The sequence below is a fragment of the Falsiroseomonas bella genome (genome assembly GCF_003173615.1).
GTDB classification, from domain to species: Bacteria; Pseudomonadota; Alphaproteobacteria; order Acetobacterales; family Acetobacteraceae; genus Falsiroseomonas; species Falsiroseomonas bella.
The window spans coordinates 780,026-797,005 of record NZ_QGNA01000002.1; the positions used below are offsets into that span (position 1 = coordinate 780,026).

Here is a 16,980-nt window from a genome sequence, read left to right on the forward strand (position 1 = left end):
GCTAGGCCGGCTTGCGGCGTTGCATCAAGCCGCCCGAGGCGCCTCCGGGCGGACCACCAGCAGCGTCCCGTCCACCGCCTCCACCCGCACCAGCGTGCCGGGCTCGGGCATCTCGACCCCGCGCGGCAGGCGCGCCGGCCAGTCGCTGTCGCCGAGCCGCACGCGCAGCCCGCCCGCCTCCGTGGACACGACGACGGCATGGCGCCCGGCGAGCCCGGCTTCCGGGGCGTTCACCCGGTGCGAGGGCCCGCCGCGCGGCCGCACCTTCAGCGAGAGGCCGATGCCGGCGGCGAGTAGCACCAGGAACACCAGCACCGCTCCCGCGAAGCCGGGCGCAAAGAGCAGCAGCGCAAGCCCGGTGCCGATCGCCGCGATACCCGTCCAGAGCAGATAGACGCCCGGCAGCAGCAGTTCCGCCGCGAGCAGCGCGAGTCCGACCAGGATCCAGATCAGCCCCGGGTCCATGGATTCCCACTCGCCGTGGCCGGTGGCGGCGCGGCACCCGGGCCATCGCCCGCGGCCGGCCCGCGCAGCAGTTCCATGGCCTGCACGACGCCGCCGGCCAGCGCCGAGCTCTCCATCGGCACGATCACCAGGCGCGATGTCGGGTTGGCCGCGATCGCCTCGAAGGCGCGGACGTATTTCTCGGCGACGAAGTAGCGCAGCGCGTCGCCGCCGGACCCTGCCGCCGCCTCCGCCACCATGCGGGTCGCGTTCGCCTCCGCCTGGGCCAGCCGCTCGCGCGCCTCGGCGTCGCGCATCGCTGCGTCGCGCCGGCCTTCCGCGGCCAGCACCAGCGCCTGCTTCTCGCCCTCGGCCCGCGCCACGGTGGCGCGGCGCTCGCGCTCGGCGGTCATCTGCAGATTCATCGCGCGAACCAGGTTGTCCGGCGGCTCGATCTTGCGGATCTCGACGCGGCTGACCTTCACGCCCCAGGGCTCGGTCGCGCCGTCCAGGATGTTGAGCAGGGAGGTGTTGATGCGGTCGCGGCCCGACAGCGTCGCGTCCAGGTCCATCTCGCCCACCACCGCGCGGATGTTTGTCATCGCCAGGCTCGTCAGCGCCAGGGCAAGGTCCTGCACGGCATAGGCGGCCTTGGCCGGGTCCATCACGCGGTAATAGACGATCCCGTCGGTGGCGACCGTCGCGTTGTCGCGCGTGATCACCGCCTGCTCGGGGATGTCCAGCACCACCTCCTGCACGTTGAGGCGGCGGCCGATGCGATCCACATAGGGAATGATGAGGTTCAGGCCGGGCTGCAGCAGCCGCGTGAAGGCGCCGAAGCGCTCCACCGACCACACCTCGCCCTGCGGCACGGTGCGGATGCCCTGCGCGACCGTGACGACGGCAAGCAGGACGAGCGCGACCAGCACGATGGTCGCGAGCGGGAATTCATCCATGCGGCGACTCGGAGCCTCCCTGCCGTTCGCGCAACAGTAGCGCAGCCCCCTCTTTTCCGCGCGCCTGATCGCCGCCAGCATCGCAGCGCGTCCGTGGCGGGGAGGAGCGATCGTGGCGGCCGGGCCGAAGCAGAACCTGCTGTTCATCCTGTCCGACGAGCACAGCCCGAAGGCGCTGGGCTGCGCCGGGCATCCCTTCGTCCAGACGCCGAACCTGGATGCGCTCGCCGCGCGCGGCACGCGCTTCACCGCGGCCTACACGCCCTCACCGATCTGCGTGCCGGCCCGCGCCGCGCTGGCGACCGGGCGGAACCTGCATGCGATGGGCCGCTACTTCGACAATGCCGATCCCTATGACGGCCAGGTGCGGTCCTGGCATCACGCGCTGCGCGAGTCGGGGCATGAGGTGGTCTCGATCGGCAAGCTGCATTTCCGCGGCCTGCCCGGTGACGACCACGGCTTCACGGAAGAAAAAATCCCGATGCATGTCGTGGACGGCAAGGGCGACCTGCTCGCGTTGATCCGCGACGAGACGGCGCCGCCGCGCCAGGGTGCGGCCAAGATGTCGAAGGCCGCGGGCCCGGGCGAGAGCGACTACACCCGCTATGACCGCGACATCTGTGCCGCCGCGCAGATCTGGCTGCGGGAGAAGGCGAAGCAGCCGGCGGAAAAGCCCTGGTGCCTGTTCGTCTCCCTGGTGACGCCTCACTTCCCGCTCACCGCGCCGCCCGAGCATTTCTACCGCTACCCGCCCGAGGTCGTGGGCATGCCGAAGCTCTACGAGAAGACCGAGCGGCCGACGCATCCCTTCGTGCGGGACTATGCGGCGATCGTTCCCTACGATGCCGCGGTGAAGGACCAGGCGACGACGCAGCGCATGATGGCCGGCTACTACGGCCTGGTGTCCTTCATGGACGAGCAGGTGGGCAAGATCCTGGCGGCGCTGCAGGAGAGCGGGCTCGGCGCGAACACCCGCGTCCTCTACAGCTCCGACCACGGCGACAATGTCGGCGCGCGCGGCCTCTGGGGAAAGTCGGTGATGTACGAGGAAGCGGTCGGCGTGCCGATGATCCTGGCCGGTGCCGGCGTGCCGGAAGGCGCCACCTGCGCGACGCCGGTGAGCCTGACGGACGTCTACGCCACCGTGCTCGACGCGGTGGGCTGCGCGGAGGCGCCGCCGCCCGGCTCGACCTCGCTCTTCGACATCGCGCAGGGGCTGGATGCCGGGCGGCGCGTGATCAGCGAGTATCACGCCAGCGGCTCGCGCGAAGCGGCCTACATGCTGCGCGACGGGCGGTGGAAATACGTTCGCTACGTCACCTACCGGCCGCAGCTGTTCGACCTCGCCGCCGACCCGGAGGAGCTGCGCGACCTCGCGGGCGACCCGGCCGCGACGATGGACGAGACGCTGCTGGAGCTGAAGCTGCGCGAGACGCTCGGCGAGGAGGTCGCCACGCTGGACGCGGCCGTGAAGGCCCGGCAGGCCGAGATCCTGGCGGCGAATGGCGGGCGCGAGGCGGTGATGGCGCGCGGCGACCTGCCCTATTCGCCGCCGCCCGGGGTCCGCCCCGCCTGGAGCTGAGCCTCTTCTCTCGACCGGTCGTCTCAGCGCAGGTCGTTGTCGCGCAAGGATGGCGCGCCCTTGTGGTCCGTGCGGGAGGCCAGCGCTTTGTCCAGCGCCCGCCGCGCCTTCTCGAGCGCGCCGTCGATGGCCAGCGGAATGGTCGCCGCCTGGTGGGTGACCGCCACGGGCTGGTGGTGGGTCGGCCGCGCCTCGATCATGCAGCGCTTGTCGGCGGGGCCGTGCTTGCCGGCGTTGACGTCGCCGAGATGCACCTCGACGCGCGTCAGATGCGCGGCGAAACGCTCGAGCCCCGCGCCCACCGCGGCCTCCACGCGGCCGGTGAAGTCGTCGTCGCCGGCGGTGTCGTGGGTGTTGATCTGGATGCGCATGATCGTCTCCTTCCGCATTCCAACGCAGCCGCCTGCCCGCGGTTGAGGGCCTACAGGTCGCCCAGCAGCCGCGGCAGGAACAGCGCCAGTTCCGGCACGAAGGTCACCAGCAGCAGCGCGCTGAGCATCGCCAGCACGAACCACACCACCCAGGGCACGGTGGATTCGATGGAACAGCCCGCAACCTTGCAGGTGACCATCAGGTTCACCGCCATGGGCGGCGTGAAGGCGCCGATCGCCACGTTCATGGTCAGCACGATGCCGAACCATGTCAGGTCCCAGTCGAACTGCCGCGCGATGGGCAGCAGCACCGGCAGGAAGACCAGGAAAATGGAGATGGCGTCGATCAGCATGCCGGCCACCAGGACCAGCAGCGTGATCATCATCAGCATCAGGATCTCGTTGCCGGTCAGCCCCACCAGAAAGCGCGCCAGCGCATCGAAGGCGCCGACGGTCGCGCCGGCATGGGCGAAGATGCTGGCCAGCGCGACGATGATCAGCACCACCGCGCTGATCTCCGCCCCGTCGCGCAGCACCGCGTACACGTCGCGCGGCCGCAGCACGCGATAGACGAAGACGCCCACGAACAGGCCGTAGAAGACCGCGACCACCGCGGCCTCGGTCGGGGTGAAGGCGCCGGAGCGCAGGCCGCCCAGGATGACCACCGGCGCCAGCAGGCCCCAGATCGCCTCCTTGAAGCTCTTCCAGAGCGGCGGGCGGTCGTCGCTGAAATCGGGCAGGCCGAAGCCGTGGATGCGCGCGAGCAGCACCGCCGGGATCAGCAGCGCGAGCCCGGCCAGCACGCCGGGGATCAGCCCGCCCACGAACAGCGCCGGCACCGAGACGCCGGGCACCAGCACCGCATAGACGATAAAGGGGATCGAGGGCGGGATCAGCACGGCGGTCGAGCCCGCGGCGGCGATCAGGCTGGCGGCATAGGGGCGCGGATAGCCCTGCCGCAGCATCGCCGGCAGCATCACCGCGGCGACGGCCGCGGCATCCGCCGCACCCGATCCGCTGATGCCGCCCAGCACCATGCAGACCAGCACGGCGACGATCGCCAGCGCGCCGGTGCGCCGCCCGACCAGCGCGGCGGCGAAGTTCACCAGGCGTATCGCGACGCCCGCACGCTCGAACACCAGCCCAGCGAGGACGAACATCGGCAGCGCCAGCAGCGGATACTTGGCGATGCCGGTCCAGATGTTGGTGGGCAGCGCCATCACGCCGAGCCCCTCGATGGCGATCACGAGGAAGCCCGAGACGCCGAGCGAGACGCCGATCGGCACGCCCAGGAACAGCAGGATGAAGAAGACGCCGAGAAGGATCAGCGAGCCTTCGAGGGCCACGGTCCTAGAGCCCCACCCGCAGCACGCGCCACATCCGGCCGAGGATGCGCAGGCAGATCACGACAGAGAGCAGCGGCATCCAGACGGTGTAGTACCAGGACGGCACGCCGAGGCCCGGCGTCAGCACCTCGAAGCGGTATTCGTCCCAGGTGTACCAGGCGCCGAGCCAGGCCACGGCGCCGAACACGAAGAGACAGGTGAGCAGCACGAGGATCTCGACCCGCCGGGCGTTCCGGGGCGCCAGCCGCTCGGTGAAGAAGGTCATGCGGATGTGCCGGTCGGCGCCGAAGGCGGCCGCGGCGCCGACGAAGGTCATCACCACCATCAGCGCCACCGAGTATTCCTCGGTGAAGGCGAAGGAGACGTTGGTGAAGTAGCGCACCACCACGTTGCCGAAGGTGATGAGCGCGAGCACGCCCATGATCAGAGCGCCGACCGCCCCTTCGATGGTCACGGGAATGCGCGGCGGCGCTTCCCCGAGCTTGAGGCCCGGGGCCTGGAGATCGGCGTGCTCCGACATGGCGGATGTCCCGGAAGGGGCGGGCGGCGCAGCGCCGCCCGCGTCAGGAAGGGATCAGGCGCGTGCGCCGCGCACAGCGGCCTCGGCGCGGCGCACCAGGTCGGTGCCGACCGTCTGCGCCCACTTGTCGTAGACCGGGCGCGTCACCCGTCCGAAGGCCGCCTTCTGATCGTTGTCGAGCGTGGTCACCGTGACCCCGCGCCGGACCATCTCCTCGATCGAGGAGCGGTCGCCGTCGATGCCGATGCCCTTGCGGCTGGCTGCGATCTGCGCCTTCGCCGCATCCCTCGCGCAATCCATGATCAGCGTGCGGTCGGCCGGGGAGAAGCTGTCCATCACCTGCTTCGCCACCACGAACAGGCCGGCATCGGCCACGTAGTTCCAGATCGTCAGCTGCTTCTGCGCCAGCGTGTCCATGCGGAAGGCGAGGAACAGGTTGATCGGGTTCTCCTGCCCGTCCACCGCGCCGGTCGAAAGCGCCGGCTGCAGGTCCGCGAAGGACATCTGCACGGGGTTGGCGCCCATCGCGGTGAAGATCTCGCTGAAGATGGCGCCGGCGGCGAAGCGGATCTTGAGGCCGCGCATGTCCTCCGGCGTGCGGATCGGGCGGCGGGAATTGGAGATCTCGCGGAAGCCGTTCTCGCCCCAGGCCACCGGCACCACGTCGCGCCGCGCGACGGTCGCGAACAGCTCCTCGCCGATCGGGCCGTTGATGATCGCGTCGAAGCCGCGATGGTCGTTCAGCAGCCAGGGCAGGGAGAACAGGTTCATCTCGCGGATCTGCGGCGAGATGTTGATGGTGGAGAAGACCGCGAATTCGACCACGCCCTGGCGCATCGCCACCAGCTCGCGGGTCTGGTCGCCGCCGACCAGCTGGCTGCCCGGATAGACCTTCAGGTTGATCTTCCCGCCGCTGCGCTGGGTGACCATGTCTGCCCACTGGAACGCGCCCTCGGAGAGCGGGATCGGCCGGTTGCCGACGACCGAGAGCTTGTATTCGGGCTTGTACTGCTGCTGGGCGCGCACGCGCTGCGGGATCGCGAGCGGGGCGGCCGCGGCGGCGAGCAGCGCCGCGCGACGCGTCAGGCGCATGGTCATGTCGGTGTTCCTCCCAAACAGTTCGCCGCGGATGCCGGCTTGCGGCGCAGCATGGCCGCGGGTCCCGCGTCCGGGCAAGGGGTAGTGGTCGCTTCCCAGGCGGACCGATTCAGACCTCCGGGTCTGAAGCCCCTCCGGTCATCGAGCCGCAGACGCCTCGTCATGCCCGCCCTGGCCGGTCATCCGCGCCCAGGCCTGGAAGCGCGGGCTGGCCGGCAGGCGGCCTTCCTGGATGAGGCGCCGCCACTCGGCGCAGGCCTCCACGAAATACGGCACCGAGCCCGGGAACATCGCCAGGCTGATCGCCTCGGCCATCTCCTCCTCGGGCACGGCATCGGCATAGGCCGCTTCGAGATGCCAGCCGAAGGGACGCCAGCGCGCCCGGCAGACCTGCACCGCGAGGCCCGCCAGATGCACCAGCCGCATCGGCGCGTCCGGCGCGACCCGGCGCAGCGCGGCGAGGTAGGCAGCACCGGGATCGAAGGGCGCAAGCTGCCGCGCCCAGTCCCGCGCGGCGAAGTCGAAGGCCTCGGCGCCGATCGCCAGCGCCGCCGCGGCGAAGGCGGCGCCGATCCCCGCATCCGTCCCGCCCGCATCGCGGAATTTCTGGATGTGATGCGTCGCGACACGCTCATCCGTCGCCGACAGCACGGCGAGCCAGACGAATTCGCGGTCGTGATGCGAGAGGACGCGGTCGTCCAGCGCCAGCGCCGTGTAGGCCGCGTCATAGCCCTCCAGCAGCTTCGGGAAGGCCAGCGCCATCAGCCCGTGATGCGGCAGCAGATAGCCGCGCTTGGCGCGCACGGCGGCGAGCCGCGCCTCCAGCTCGGCCGCCGTCTCGTCGCTCATTGCGCGGTGATGTTCGCGCTGCGCGCGATCTCGGCCCAGCGCGGCACCTCGCTGGCGACCATCGCCGAGTAGTCCGCGGGCGACATGCGGTTCGGCGCGGCGCCGAGCACCGCGAGCCGCTCCACCGTGGAAGGCGTGTTGAGCCCCTCGACGAGCGCGGCGTTCACCTTCGCCGCAGCCTCGGCCGGCATCCCCGCCGGGCCGGACAGGCCGAACCAGTTGGAGGCGACCAGCGTCGGGAAGCCGAGCTCCGCGACGCTCGGCACCTGCGGCCAGCGCGCGGCGCGCTCCGCGGTGGTGACCGCGAGCAGGCGCAGCCGGTCGTTGTTGCCGATGTCGGGCACCGCCGCGATCAGCCCCTCGACATTGCCCGCGATCACGTCCGTCACCGCCGGCGCGCTGCCGCGATAGGGCACATGCGTGATGTCCACCCCCGCCGCGCGCTTCAGCAGTTCGAGCTTCACATGGGAGGAGGTGCCGACGCCGGTGGAGCCGAAGCGCACCGCGCCCGGCTGCGCCTTCGCCCGTGCCAGCAGGTCCTGCAGGCTGTTGAAGGGGCCGGCGGCGGAGACGGCGACCGCGCTCGGCACCGCCGCGATCAGCGCGACATGCCGGAAGTCCTTCACGCTGTCGTAGGTGATGTTGGTGTTCACCGCCGGGCCGATCGCCTGGCTCGCGATGTTCGACAGGATCAGCGTGTAGCCGTCCGGCGCACCGCGGGCGACGGCGAGGGAGCCGACCGCCCCGCCCGCGCCCGCGCGGTTCTCCACCACCACGGCCTGGCCGATGCGCTGCTCGATCTCGCGCGCGGCGAGGCGGCCGAGCAGGTCGGCGGTGCCGCCGGGCGGGAAGGGGACGACGATGGTCAGCGGCCGCGCCGGCCATGCCTGGGCGAAGGCCGGCCGCGCCAGCGGCGCAAGGGCGATGGCGGCGAGCAGGCTGCGGCGGCGCATGGCGGAATCCCTCCCTGGTTCGGGCGCAGCCTGCCCAAGCCCGGCCGGCCGGTCCAGCCCGGGGCAGGGCAGGCGGGGCGTGGCTTTCCCCGACCGTCGTCCTTGAGGGATGATTCACCCCCATTCAGCCAGAATGAGAGCAATCGCTCCCCTTTTCCCGTTGATCGGGACAAGAGTTTTCGGCATCTTGCTGCCGCAGAGGGATGGCTTCGCTGCGATGACCTATATCCGCCCGCGCACCGCGCTCGAGACGATGCTGGCCGAGATCGCGCAGGCCGCGCGGCGGCCCCTGCCCGACAGGGACAAGGCGGTGGCCGAGGCCATCGGCGCCTTCGTCACCCGCGCGGACCTGCTGGACGGCCGCGACTGCCCCTGCTGCCCGGACCGCTATGTCCGCCACCTGCTGCACAGCGATCCTGACGGCGGCTACGCGGTGGTCGCGCTGGTCTGGCGCCCCGGGCAGATGTCGCCCGTGCATGCCCACCGCACCTGGTGCGCCTTCGGGGTCCACAGCGGCGTGCTGACGGAGAGCTACTACACACCCGGCAACCCGCCGGTGCCGAGTGCCACGAAGCTGCTGGCGCCGGGGGCCACGAATCACGGCCCCGCCGATCCGCTTCTGATCCATCGCCTTGCCAATCTCGGCTGCGGCAAGGCCCTGTCCGTGCACTGCTACGGCGTCGGCTATGACCGCTTTGGCGACAGCGTGAACGAGGTCTTCGCCGCCTGAGCGGTTCGCGTCGGAGCGCCGGGCGGCTACATCCGGCGGCGTGGTCCCTTCGCGAAACACCCTGATCGGCCTGGGCTTCGGCCTGGCGGCCGCATTCGCCTGGGGCGCGCAGGCCGTGGTTATGCGCAGCGGCACCCTGGCCGGCTACTCCCCGCTCGACCTCGCCAGCCTCCGCTACCTCGCGGCCGGGCTCGTGCTGGCGCCCTTCGCCTGGCGCGCCCGGCACGAACTGGCCCGCATCGGCCTGCCGCGGCTGCTGGCGCTGGCGGCGACGGGTGGGGCGGGGAATGCGCTGCTGTTCGGCTGGGGGCTCGTGCACGCGCCGGCCAGCCATGGCGGCACCGTGGCGCCGATCACTGCCGCGGTGATGGGCGCGGTGCTGGGCATTCCGCTGCTGCGGGAATGGCCGACTCGCGGGCGGATGCTGGCGATCGGCGTGCTTGTGGCCGGCGTGCTGCTGATCGGCAGGGACGGCGTGGCCGGCGCGCATCCCGGCGCGTGGCGGGGCGACCTGATCCTGGTGGCGGCCGGCACGGTCTGGGCGGCCTTCACGCTGCTGCTGCGCCGCTGGCAGGTGCCTGCGCTGGCGGGGAACGCCGCGCTCTGCGGCCTCTCGGCGCTGATCCTGCTGCCGCCCTGGCTGGCGCTGGGCGGCGGCGCGGTGCCGAACCTGCCGTTGGAGATGGCGCTGCTGCAGATGGCGGCGCAGGGCCTGATCGCGTCGGCGCTGGCGACGACGCTCTATGCGCGGGCGGGCGAGCTCATGGGCGCGACGCGCACCGCCTGCCTCACCGCACTGGTTCCGGTGATGGCGGTTATCCTGTCCGTGCTGGTGCTGCGGGAGCCGCTGGGCGCGGCGAAGCTGGCCGGGGTGGTGATGGCCGTGGGCGCGATGCTGGTGGCCGTGCTGTTCACCGGCCGCCGACAGGCGCCGCGCTGATCACTTGGCGCCGATGCCCTGCCTTGCCCAGGCGGGCGTGCCGGAGCCGGTCAGCGCAGCCAGCCGGTCGCGTGCCAGCATGCGTTCACGCATCAGCCGCCGGACCACCAACTCGTCCGGCGCCGGGCGGGATTGCTCGGCGGCGATCATGCGGTCGAGATCGGCCTGCTGCTCGGTCAGGCGCCCGATCAGGCGCGAGCCGGGTAGGGCTCCGTCCATGTCGCCTCCACTTCCCGCCCGCGAGGCGGACTGCTCCCCAGGGTTGTGCCCGGCGGTCGCCGCCGCGACCGAAATCCGGGTTGCCCCCCTTATCCACACAATCCTACAGGCCGAGTCGCGGTTCAAGTCCAATCGCTGATTGTATCCACCTCCGAGTCGTCAATTTCACAAATTCGCACCTCGGTCAGCCAACCGCCCGTCTTTGCTGCATTTCGTAGCCCTGGTCCCGGGCTGGTATGCAATGCGCTGACGTTCGGGGTTGACAAACCGGACGCGGTTCATTCTGCACGCGATGGTTGTGTGGATGAAAGCCGCCCGGATCAGCCCGTTGCCACCGGGAGGGGCGGCTTCTCCACCATCACCTCGACGCCCTTCACGCCCGGGATTGTCTCGGCCAGGACGCGCAGCGCGCGCTTCACCTCATCGTTGCGGCAATAGCCGCGGAAGGAGACCACCCCGTCCGTGACCTCGGGGTAGATGAAGAAGGCGTCCACCCAGGGCTGCCCTCGCATCGCTTCCCCGAGCTGGCGGCGGATGCGCTCGTCCGGCGCGTCCTCGGCCAGGCTGCCCTCCGGCGCCATCAGCGCGCGGATCAGGTCGGCACGCGCGACGACGCCGACGAGCCGGCCGTCCCGTACGACGGGCACGCGCCGGATGCCGCGCTCCTCGAGGGCCTGGGCGATGACGCCGATCGGCGTGTCCTCCGTGGCGGTGACCAGGCCGGTGGTCATCACGTCGCGCGCCGTCTGGCCATGGGTGCGGGCGTAGCGCGCGGCCTGGCGGCCCGCCGGCGTGAAGAACTCAACCAGCCAGCTTCGCGGCGCGTCCTCCGGCGCGGCGAGGCGTCGGATCAGGTCGCTCTCGGTTACCATGCCGAGCAGCCGCCCATCCGCATCGACCACCGGTGCGCCCGAAATGCCGCGTTCCGCGAGGATGCGGGCCACGAGGGGCAGCGGCGTGTCCGGCGGCAGCGTGATCGGGTCGCGGGTCATCAGGTCTCGGGCGCGCATCGCCATCCTCCTCGGTCTGGTTATGTATCGAGATGGCGAAGTTCTCCCCGCTTCGCAAGAACGCGGGAAGGGGCGGCTGCTTTTGCGTGCATTGTCGCATTAAGGGTAATTTGCTCTTGCATTGTAATTATTTCTGCTGCAGTGTGCGCCCATGTCGCCGATCCCCGGATCGCCCGGATGCCCCATATGACACTAGGCCTGGAGCGTCGCCGCCAGCAGCGCAGCAGCGTCCTCAAGCGCGCCCAGCTCGCTTGCGGCGCGGCGCTCTATGACTGCTTCATCCTCGACAGCTCCGAGGCTGGCGTCCGCGTGCAGATGTCGGCACCCGTCGCCTTGCCCGAGCGGCTGGTCCTGCGGCTGGAGGGCGGGATCAGCATCCCGGCCGTCCATCGCTGGAGCCGCGGATCCGATGCCGGGCTGGAGTTCACGCCGGACAGCGCCACCGGGCGCGGGCCGATCGCCGAGCGCATCTGGTCCGTCCATGAGATGCTGCAGGAAGGCCGCACCGACGCGGCACTCCGCCAGCTGCGGACGGCTGCCTTCTTCGCCGATCCCGCCTTGGAGCAGGCGCTGGAGGATGTCGAGGCGGCGCGGGCGCGCCTGGCCGGCGCACTCCGCGCCGCCGCCATCGCGGCAAGCTGAGCCGGACTACACGCCGCGCCGGGCGGCCGCCCAGCTCGTCGTCACATGCGCGCAGGGCGCGGCCTCGCCCTCCGAGCGCAGCATCACCTCGCCATAGGACAGGGTGCGGCCCTTCCGGATCACCCGGGCCTCCGCGATCACCGCGCGCGGCGCCGGCGGGCGCAGGAAGGTGATGGCGAGGTTCGCGGTCAGGCTCTCGTCCTTCCCGCCGGTCAGCGAGAGCAGCGCCACCCACATCGCCACATCTGCCAGCCCCATCAGCGCGGGGCCGGAAACCGTGCCGCCCGGGCGCAGCAGGTCCTCGCGATGCGGCAAGCGGAGCGTCGCCTCCCCATCCGCGAAGCCGAGCACCTCCACGCCCCAGGCGCCGGCGAGCGGCACGCCTTCGCGCACCAGCGCCTGCATCTCCGCAACCGTCAGGCTCATGCGCCGGCGACCACCCGGCCGACACAGGCATTCCGGCCGATCCAGTAGCAGAGCTCCGCGGGGCGGGAGATGGCGTAGAGCGCCAGGTCGCAGCGCTGGCCAGGGGCGAGCGTGCCGCGATCGGTGAGCCCCAGCGCCGCCGCGGCGTTCACCGTGACGCCGCGCAGCGCCTCAACGACCGTCAGGCGGAACAGGGTGCAGCCCAGGTTGAGCATCAGCAGCAGCGACAGCGCCGGCGAGGAGCCGGGGTTGAGATCGGTCGCCAGGGCGATCCTGAGGCCGGCGGCGCGCATCGCGGCGATGTCGGGCAGGTGCGTCTCGCGGATGAAGTAGTAGGCGCCCGGCAGCAGCACGCCGACCGTGCAGGCCCTCGCCATGGCCGCGATGCCGTCGGCGTTCGCATACTCGATGTGGTCGGCCGAGAGCGCGCCGTAGCGCGCCGCCAGTGCCGCGCCTTCGTCGTCGCGCAGCTGGTCGGCATGCAGTTTCACCGGCAGCCCCGCACGTCGCGCCGCGTCGAAGACCCAGGCGGTCTCCTCCGGCGTGAAGCCGATGGCGCTGTCGGTGAAGGCATCCACCGCATCGGCCAGGCCCTCGGCCGCGATGGCGGGTATGATCGCGTCCGCAACGTGACGCGCGTAGTCCGCGCGGCGGCCGGCATATTCCGGCGGGATCGCATGAGCGGCGAGGCAGGCGGTGACGAGCGAGACATCGCGGGCCGCGCCGACCCGCCGCGCCGCCCGCAGCATCCGCGCCTCCGTCTCGAGGTCGAGCCCGTAGCCCGACTTCACCTCGATGGTCGTGACCCCTTCGGCCAGCAGCGCATCCAGACGGGGCAGGGCGGCGGCGACCAGCGCATCCTCGCTCGCCTCTCGCGTCGCGCGCACGGTGGAGAGGATGCCGCCGCCGGCCTTGGCGATGGCCTCGTAGCTCGCGCCTTCCAGCCGCATCTCGAATTCGCGGGCGCGGTCGCCGGCGAAGACGAGGTGCGTGTGGCAATCGACCAGCCCCGGCAGGATCCATGCGCCGTCGCAGCGCGTGGTCTCGGCGGCGCCGGCCGGCAGGTCGGCGCGCTTTCCGACCCAGGCGATGCGGCCGTCCTTCGCGGCGACCGCGCCATCCTCGATCACGCCGAGGCCATTGCCCTGCATCGTGCAGAGATGGGCGTCGGTCCAGACCCGGTCGAAGCTCATCGCTGGTCCCCTGTCGCGCCGCGCAGGCGGCTCCAATCGGGCCGGAGCACGGACATCATCACCTCGTCGCGGTAGGCGCCGTGGAAGAAAGCGCTGCCGCGCATCACGCCCTCCTCCACGAAGCCCGCCGACGCATAGGCGCGCCGGGCCCGGACGTTCTCGGGATAGACGCCGAGCCACAGCCGGTGCACCGCGGTCTGCCCGAACACCGCGTCCATCACCGCGCGCAGCAGCGCCGCCCCGTCGCCGCGGCCGGCCTCGCCGACCACGATGCGCTTCAGCAGCGTCGCGTGCTCGGGCGAGGCCCAGTCGCGCAGGATCGCGAAACCGACGGGGGCATCTCCGCGCCGCGCGATGAAATACGCGTGCCGCCCATCCGCCATCGCGGCAAGGTGCCGCTCTTCAGTCCATTGGCCGACGAGCTGCGCATAGGCCGGGATGCGCTCGGTCTGCATGACGTAGGCGAGGTCGTCCGCATGCGCCCTCGCCAGGGCCAGGCCATTCACGCCGGCAGGTCCACCAGACGGGCGAAGGCACCGTGCTCGACCAGGCGCTTCGCGGCCTCGATGTCCGGCGCCATGGTGCGGTCCTCGTCCCAGCGCGCCGCGACGGCGCGCAGCGCGGCATGCGCCTCCTCCAGCGGCGGCGAACTGCGCAGCGGGCGGTGGAACTCCACGCCCTGCGCCGCGGCCAGCAGCTCGATGCCGAGGATCACGGCGAGGTTCTCCGCCATGGTGGCCAGGCGCAGCGCGGCGCCGGTCGCCATGCTGACATGGTCTTCCTGGTTGGCGCTGGTCGGCAGGCTGTCCACGCTGCGTGGCGTGGCGAGCGCACGGTTCTCCGCCACCAGCGCGGCCGCTGTGACCTGCGCGATCATGAAGCCGGAATTCACGCCGGAATCCGCGACGAGGAAGGCAGGCAGGCCGGAATTCAGGGCAGGATCGGTCAGCAGCGCGAGCCGCCTTTCGCTGATCGCGCCGAGCTCGGCCAGGGCGAGGGCGATGGTGTCGGCTGCGAAGGCGACGGGCTCGGCGTGGAAATTGCCGCCCGAGAGCACCTCGCCCTCGCCGACGACCAGCGGATTGTCGGTGACGGCATTGGCTTCGCGCAGCAGGGTCGCGGCGGCGTTGCGCAGCAGGTCGAGGCAGGCGCCGGCGACCTGCGGCTGGCAGCGCAGCGAATAGGGATCCTGCACGCGCGGATCGTCCACCCGATGGCTGTCGCGGATGGCACTGCCGGCGAGCAGCGCGCGCAGCGCGGCGGCACAGGCGATCTGGCCGGGCTGGCCGCGCAGCTCGTGGATGCGCGGATCGAAGGGCGTGTCGGAGCCGCGCGCCGCATCCACGCTCATCGCGCCGGCGACGAGCGCCGTCTTCAGCAGATCCTCCGCCGCGAACAGCCCGGTGAGCGCGATCGCCGTGCTGACCTGCGTGCCGTTGAGCAGCGCAAGCCCTTCCTTCGGCGCGAGATCGAGCGGCGCGAGCCCGGAAGCGGTGAGCGCCTCCGCCCCTCCGACCAGGCGCCCGCCGAGGAAGGCCTCGCCTTCGCCGATCAGCACGAGCGACAGATGCGCGAGCGGCGCGAGATCGCCCGAAGCGCCGACGGAACCCTTCGACGGGATGGCGGGCAGCACATCCTTCGCCAGCAGCGCGAGCAGCGCGTCCACCACCTCGGGCCGCACGCCGGATGCGCCGCGCGCCAGCGACATCGCCTTCAGCGCCAGGATCAGCCGCACCACCGGCGCCGGCAGGAACGGCCCGGTCCCGGCCGCATGGCTGCGCAGCAGGTTGAGCTGGAGCTGCGCGAGCCTGTCTGGCGGAATGCGCGTGGAGGCGAGCTTGCCGAAGCCCGTATTCACGCCATAGAGCGCCACGCCCGTCGCCAGCCGCCGCGCGAGCCCGTCGGCACTGTCGCGCACGACGCCGCGCCAGGCGGGATCGAGCGCGAGTGCGCCGCCGTCCAGGATGTCGCGGAGGTCGTGCAGTTTGGCGGCGCCGGGGGTGATCATCGTGTGCCCAGCATCGGCAAGTCGAGCCCGTATTGCCGCGCGCAGTCCTTCGCGATGTCATAGCCCGCATCCGCGTGGCGCATCACGCCTGTCGCGGGATCGTTCCACAGCACGCGGGCCAGCCTCCGCGATGCGGCCTCCGAGCCGTCGCAGACGATCACCATGCCGGAATGCTGGCTGAACCCCATCCCCACGCCGCCGCCGTGATGCAGCGAAACCCAGGTGGCGCCACTCGCCGTATTGAGCAGCGCGTTCAGCAGCGGCCAGTCGGAAACGGCGTCGGAGCCATCCAGCATCGCCTCCGTCTCGCGGTTTGGGCTTGCCACGGAGCCAGAATCCAGGTGATCGCGCCCGATCACGATCGGCCCGATCTCGCCCCGCGCCACCATCTCGTTGAAGGCGAGGCCAAGCTTGTCGCGCAGGCCGAGTCCCACCCAGCAGATGCGCGCCGGCAGTCCCTGGAAGGCGATGCGCGCGCGCGCCATGTCGAGCCACTGGTGCAGGTGCGGATCGTCGGGTATCAGCTCCCGCACCTTGTCGTCGGTCTTGCGGATGTCCTCGGGGTCGCCGGAGAGCGCGGCCCAGCGGAAGGGGCCGATGCCGCGGCAGAAGAGCGGGCGGATATAGGCCGGCACGAAGCCCGGGAAGTCGAAGGCGTTTTGCAGCCCCTCGTCCTTCGCCATCTGCCGGATGTTGTTGCCGTAGTCGAGCACGGCGCTGCCCATCTTCTGGAAATCGAGCATCGCCTGCACATGCGCGACCATGCTGTGCTTCGCGGCGGCGGCGACGGCGGCCGGATCGCTCTCCCGCTTCGTCTCCCATTCCGACAGCGTCCAGCCGGCGGGGAGATACCCGTTCACAGGGTCATGCGCGCTGGTCTGGTCGGTGACGATGTCGGGCACCACGCCGCGCTTCACCAGTTCTGGGAAGATGTCGGCGGCGTTGCCCAGCAGGCCGACGCTGATCGCGCGCTTCTCGTCGCAGGCCTTGCGGATCATCGCGAGCGCGGTGTCGAGATCATCCGCGCGGTGATCCAGATACTTCGTCTCCAGCCGCTTCTCGATGCGGGAAGGCTGGCACTCCACCGCCAGCACGCAGGCGCCGGCGAAGACGCCCGCCAGCGGCTGCGCCCCGCCCATGCCGCCGAGCCCGCCGGTCAGGATCCAGCGTCCGCGCAGGTCGCCGCCGAAATGCTGCCGCCCGGCCTCCACGAAGGTCTCGTAGGTGCCCTGCACGATGCCCTGGCTGCCGATGTAGATCCAGGAACCGGCCGTCATCTGGCCGTACATCATCAGCCCCTTGCGATCGAGCTCGGAGAAATGCTCCCAGCTCGCCCAGCGCGGCACGAGGTTGGAATTCGCGATCAGGACACGCGGCGCATCGGCATGGGTGCGAAACACGCCGACGGGCTTGCCGGACTGCACCAGCAGCGTGTGCTCCTCGTCGAGCCGCTTCAGCACCGACAGGATCGTCTCGTAGCTCTGCCAGTCGCGCGCGGCGCGGCCGATGCCGCCATAGACCACCAGCTCACCGGGCTTCTCGGCGACCTCGTCGTCGAGGTTGTTCATCAGCATCCGCATCGCCGCCTCGGTGGTCCATTGGCGGCAGGTGATGTCGAGGCCGCGCGGGGCGCGGATCGCGGGGGCGTTGCGGAAGCGTGCGGCGTCGGTCATGGCGGGCAGGCTACAGCGTG

Annotated in this window: 19 protein-coding genes; 4 read left to right on the forward strand and 15 right to left on the reverse strand. The window is 71.3% G+C overall.

What is annotated here, in order from left to right:
- Positions 1 to 24 precede the first annotated feature (24 nt).
- Both DFH01_RS11925 and DFH01_RS11930 read right to left on the reverse strand, forming a co-directional pair.
- Positions 25 to 465 carry an NfeD family protein gene (locus tag DFH01_RS11925; RefSeq protein ID WP_109870638.1) on the reverse strand — a complete coding sequence of 147 codons (441 nt, stop codon included), beginning with the start codon at positions 463 to 465 and terminating at the stop codon, positions 25 to 27.
- Entirely contained in the window at positions 450 to 1,400 is a 951-nt protein-coding gene (locus DFH01_RS11930; RefSeq protein WP_109870639.1) for an SPFH domain-containing protein, read from the reverse strand. Before DFH01_RS11930 ends, DFH01_RS11925 begins: the two co-directional genes overlap by 16 nt.
- Before the next feature lie 112 nt (positions 1,401 to 1,512).
- On the opposite strand from DFH01_RS11930, the gene DFH01_RS11935 reads away from it, so the two are divergent.
- The gene (locus tag DFH01_RS11935) at positions 1,513 to 2,982 is read left to right on the forward strand and encodes a sulfatase family protein (protein ID WP_109870640.1); all 1,470 of its coding nucleotides are present in this window, start codon (positions 1,513 to 1,515) and stop codon (positions 2,980 to 2,982) included.
- A 23-nt stretch (positions 2,983 to 3,005) separates the two neighbouring features.
- On the opposite strand, the gene DFH01_RS11940 is transcribed toward DFH01_RS11935, so the two are convergent.
- The 6 genes from DFH01_RS11940 to DFH01_RS11965 form a co-directional block, all read right to left on the reverse strand.
- Positions 3,006 to 3,353, reverse strand: a complete 348-nt coding sequence (locus DFH01_RS11940; protein ID WP_109870844.1) for an HPF/RaiA family ribosome-associated protein — start codon at positions 3,351 to 3,353, stop codon at positions 3,006 to 3,008.
- A 50-nt stretch (positions 3,354 to 3,403) separates the two neighbouring features.
- Positions 3,404 to 4,699, reverse strand: coding sequence for a TRAP transporter large permease (locus DFH01_RS11945; RefSeq protein ID WP_109870641.1), 1,296 nt, complete (start codon positions 4,697 to 4,699; stop codon positions 3,404 to 3,406).
- 4 nt (positions 4,700 to 4,703) lie between these two features.
- Positions 4,704 to 5,219 carry a TRAP transporter small permease gene (locus tag DFH01_RS11950; protein WP_109870642.1) on the reverse strand — a complete coding sequence of 172 codons (516 nt, stop codon included), beginning with the start codon at positions 5,217 to 5,219 and terminating at the stop codon, positions 4,704 to 4,706.
- 54 nt (positions 5,220 to 5,273) lie between these two features.
- Positions 5,274 to 6,317: a TRAP transporter substrate-binding protein DctP gene (gene dctP, locus DFH01_RS11955; protein ID WP_109870643.1), complete on the reverse strand. Its 1,044-nt coding sequence runs from the start codon at positions 6,315 to 6,317 to the stop codon at positions 5,274 to 5,276.
- A 138-nt stretch (positions 6,318 to 6,455) separates the two neighbouring features.
- Positions 6,456 to 7,166, reverse strand: coding sequence for a carboxymuconolactone decarboxylase family protein (locus tag DFH01_RS11960; RefSeq protein ID WP_109870644.1), 711 nt, complete (start codon positions 7,164 to 7,166; stop codon positions 6,456 to 6,458).
- The gene (locus DFH01_RS11965) at positions 7,163 to 8,119 is read right to left on the reverse strand and encodes a Bug family tripartite tricarboxylate transporter substrate binding protein (RefSeq protein ID WP_109870645.1); all 957 of its coding nucleotides are present in this window, start codon (positions 8,117 to 8,119) and stop codon (positions 7,163 to 7,165) included. Before DFH01_RS11965 ends, DFH01_RS11960 begins: the two co-directional genes overlap by 4 nt.
- 217 nt (positions 8,120 to 8,336) lie before the next feature.
- Between DFH01_RS11965 and DFH01_RS11970 the strand changes: the two genes are divergently transcribed.
- On the forward strand, positions 8,337 to 8,849 hold the full coding sequence (locus DFH01_RS11970) for a cysteine dioxygenase family protein (RefSeq protein ID WP_109870646.1): 513 nt from the start codon (positions 8,337 to 8,339) through the stop codon (positions 8,847 to 8,849).
- A gap of 40 nt (positions 8,850 to 8,889) precedes the next feature.
- Positions 8,890 to 9,789 carry a DMT family transporter gene (locus tag DFH01_RS11975; protein ID WP_109870647.1) on the forward strand — a complete coding sequence of 300 codons (900 nt, stop codon included), beginning with the start codon at positions 8,890 to 8,892 and terminating at the stop codon, positions 9,787 to 9,789.
- On the opposite strand, the gene DFH01_RS11980 is transcribed toward DFH01_RS11975, so the two are convergent.
- On the reverse strand, positions 9,790 to 10,008 hold the full coding sequence (locus tag DFH01_RS11980) for a DUF465 domain-containing protein (protein ID WP_109870648.1): 219 nt from the start codon (positions 10,006 to 10,008) through the stop codon (positions 9,790 to 9,792).
- A gap of 320 nt (positions 10,009 to 10,328) precedes the next feature.
- A complete protein-coding gene (locus DFH01_RS11985; protein ID WP_109870649.1) occupies positions 10,329 to 11,018 on the reverse strand; it encodes a CBS domain-containing protein in 690 nt (229 codons plus the stop codon).
- Positions 11,019 to 11,204: 186 nt separating this feature from the next.
- Here DFH01_RS11985 and DFH01_RS11990 point away from each other — a divergent pair, with 186 nt between their 5' ends.
- On the forward strand, positions 11,205 to 11,660 hold the full coding sequence (locus tag DFH01_RS11990) for a PilZ domain-containing protein (RefSeq protein ID WP_109870650.1): 456 nt from the start codon (positions 11,205 to 11,207) through the stop codon (positions 11,658 to 11,660).
- A gap of 6 nt (positions 11,661 to 11,666) precedes the next feature.
- On the opposite strand, the gene DFH01_RS11995 is transcribed toward DFH01_RS11990, so the two are convergent.
- The 5 genes from DFH01_RS11995 to hutU are packed head-to-tail and all read right to left on the reverse strand — an operon-like array spanning position 11,667 to position 16,960.
- Positions 11,667 to 12,086 carry a PaaI family thioesterase gene (locus DFH01_RS11995; RefSeq protein ID WP_109870651.1) on the reverse strand — a complete coding sequence of 140 codons (420 nt, stop codon included), beginning with the start codon at positions 12,084 to 12,086 and terminating at the stop codon, positions 11,667 to 11,669.
- Positions 12,083 to 13,279, reverse strand: coding sequence for an imidazolonepropionase (gene hutI / locus DFH01_RS12000; RefSeq protein ID WP_109870652.1), 1,197 nt, complete (start codon positions 13,277 to 13,279; stop codon positions 12,083 to 12,085). Before hutI ends, DFH01_RS11995 begins: the two co-directional genes overlap by 4 nt.
- Positions 13,276 to 13,785: a GNAT family N-acetyltransferase gene (locus DFH01_RS12005; RefSeq protein ID WP_199231210.1), complete on the reverse strand. Its 510-nt coding sequence runs from the start codon at positions 13,783 to 13,785 to the stop codon at positions 13,276 to 13,278. Before DFH01_RS12005 ends, hutI begins: the two co-directional genes overlap by 4 nt.
- Positions 13,782 to 15,287, reverse strand: coding sequence for a histidine ammonia-lyase (hutH, locus tag DFH01_RS12010; protein WP_109870653.1), 1,506 nt, complete (start codon positions 15,285 to 15,287; stop codon positions 13,782 to 13,784). The genes DFH01_RS12005 and hutH overlap by 4 nt, the downstream gene beginning before the upstream one ends.
- On the reverse strand, positions 15,284 to 16,960 hold the full coding sequence (gene hutU, locus DFH01_RS12015) for a urocanate hydratase (protein ID WP_109870654.1): 1,677 nt from the start codon (positions 16,958 to 16,960) through the stop codon (positions 15,284 to 15,286). Before hutU ends, hutH begins: the two co-directional genes overlap by 4 nt.
- Positions 16,961 to 16,980: the final 20 nt, after the last annotated feature.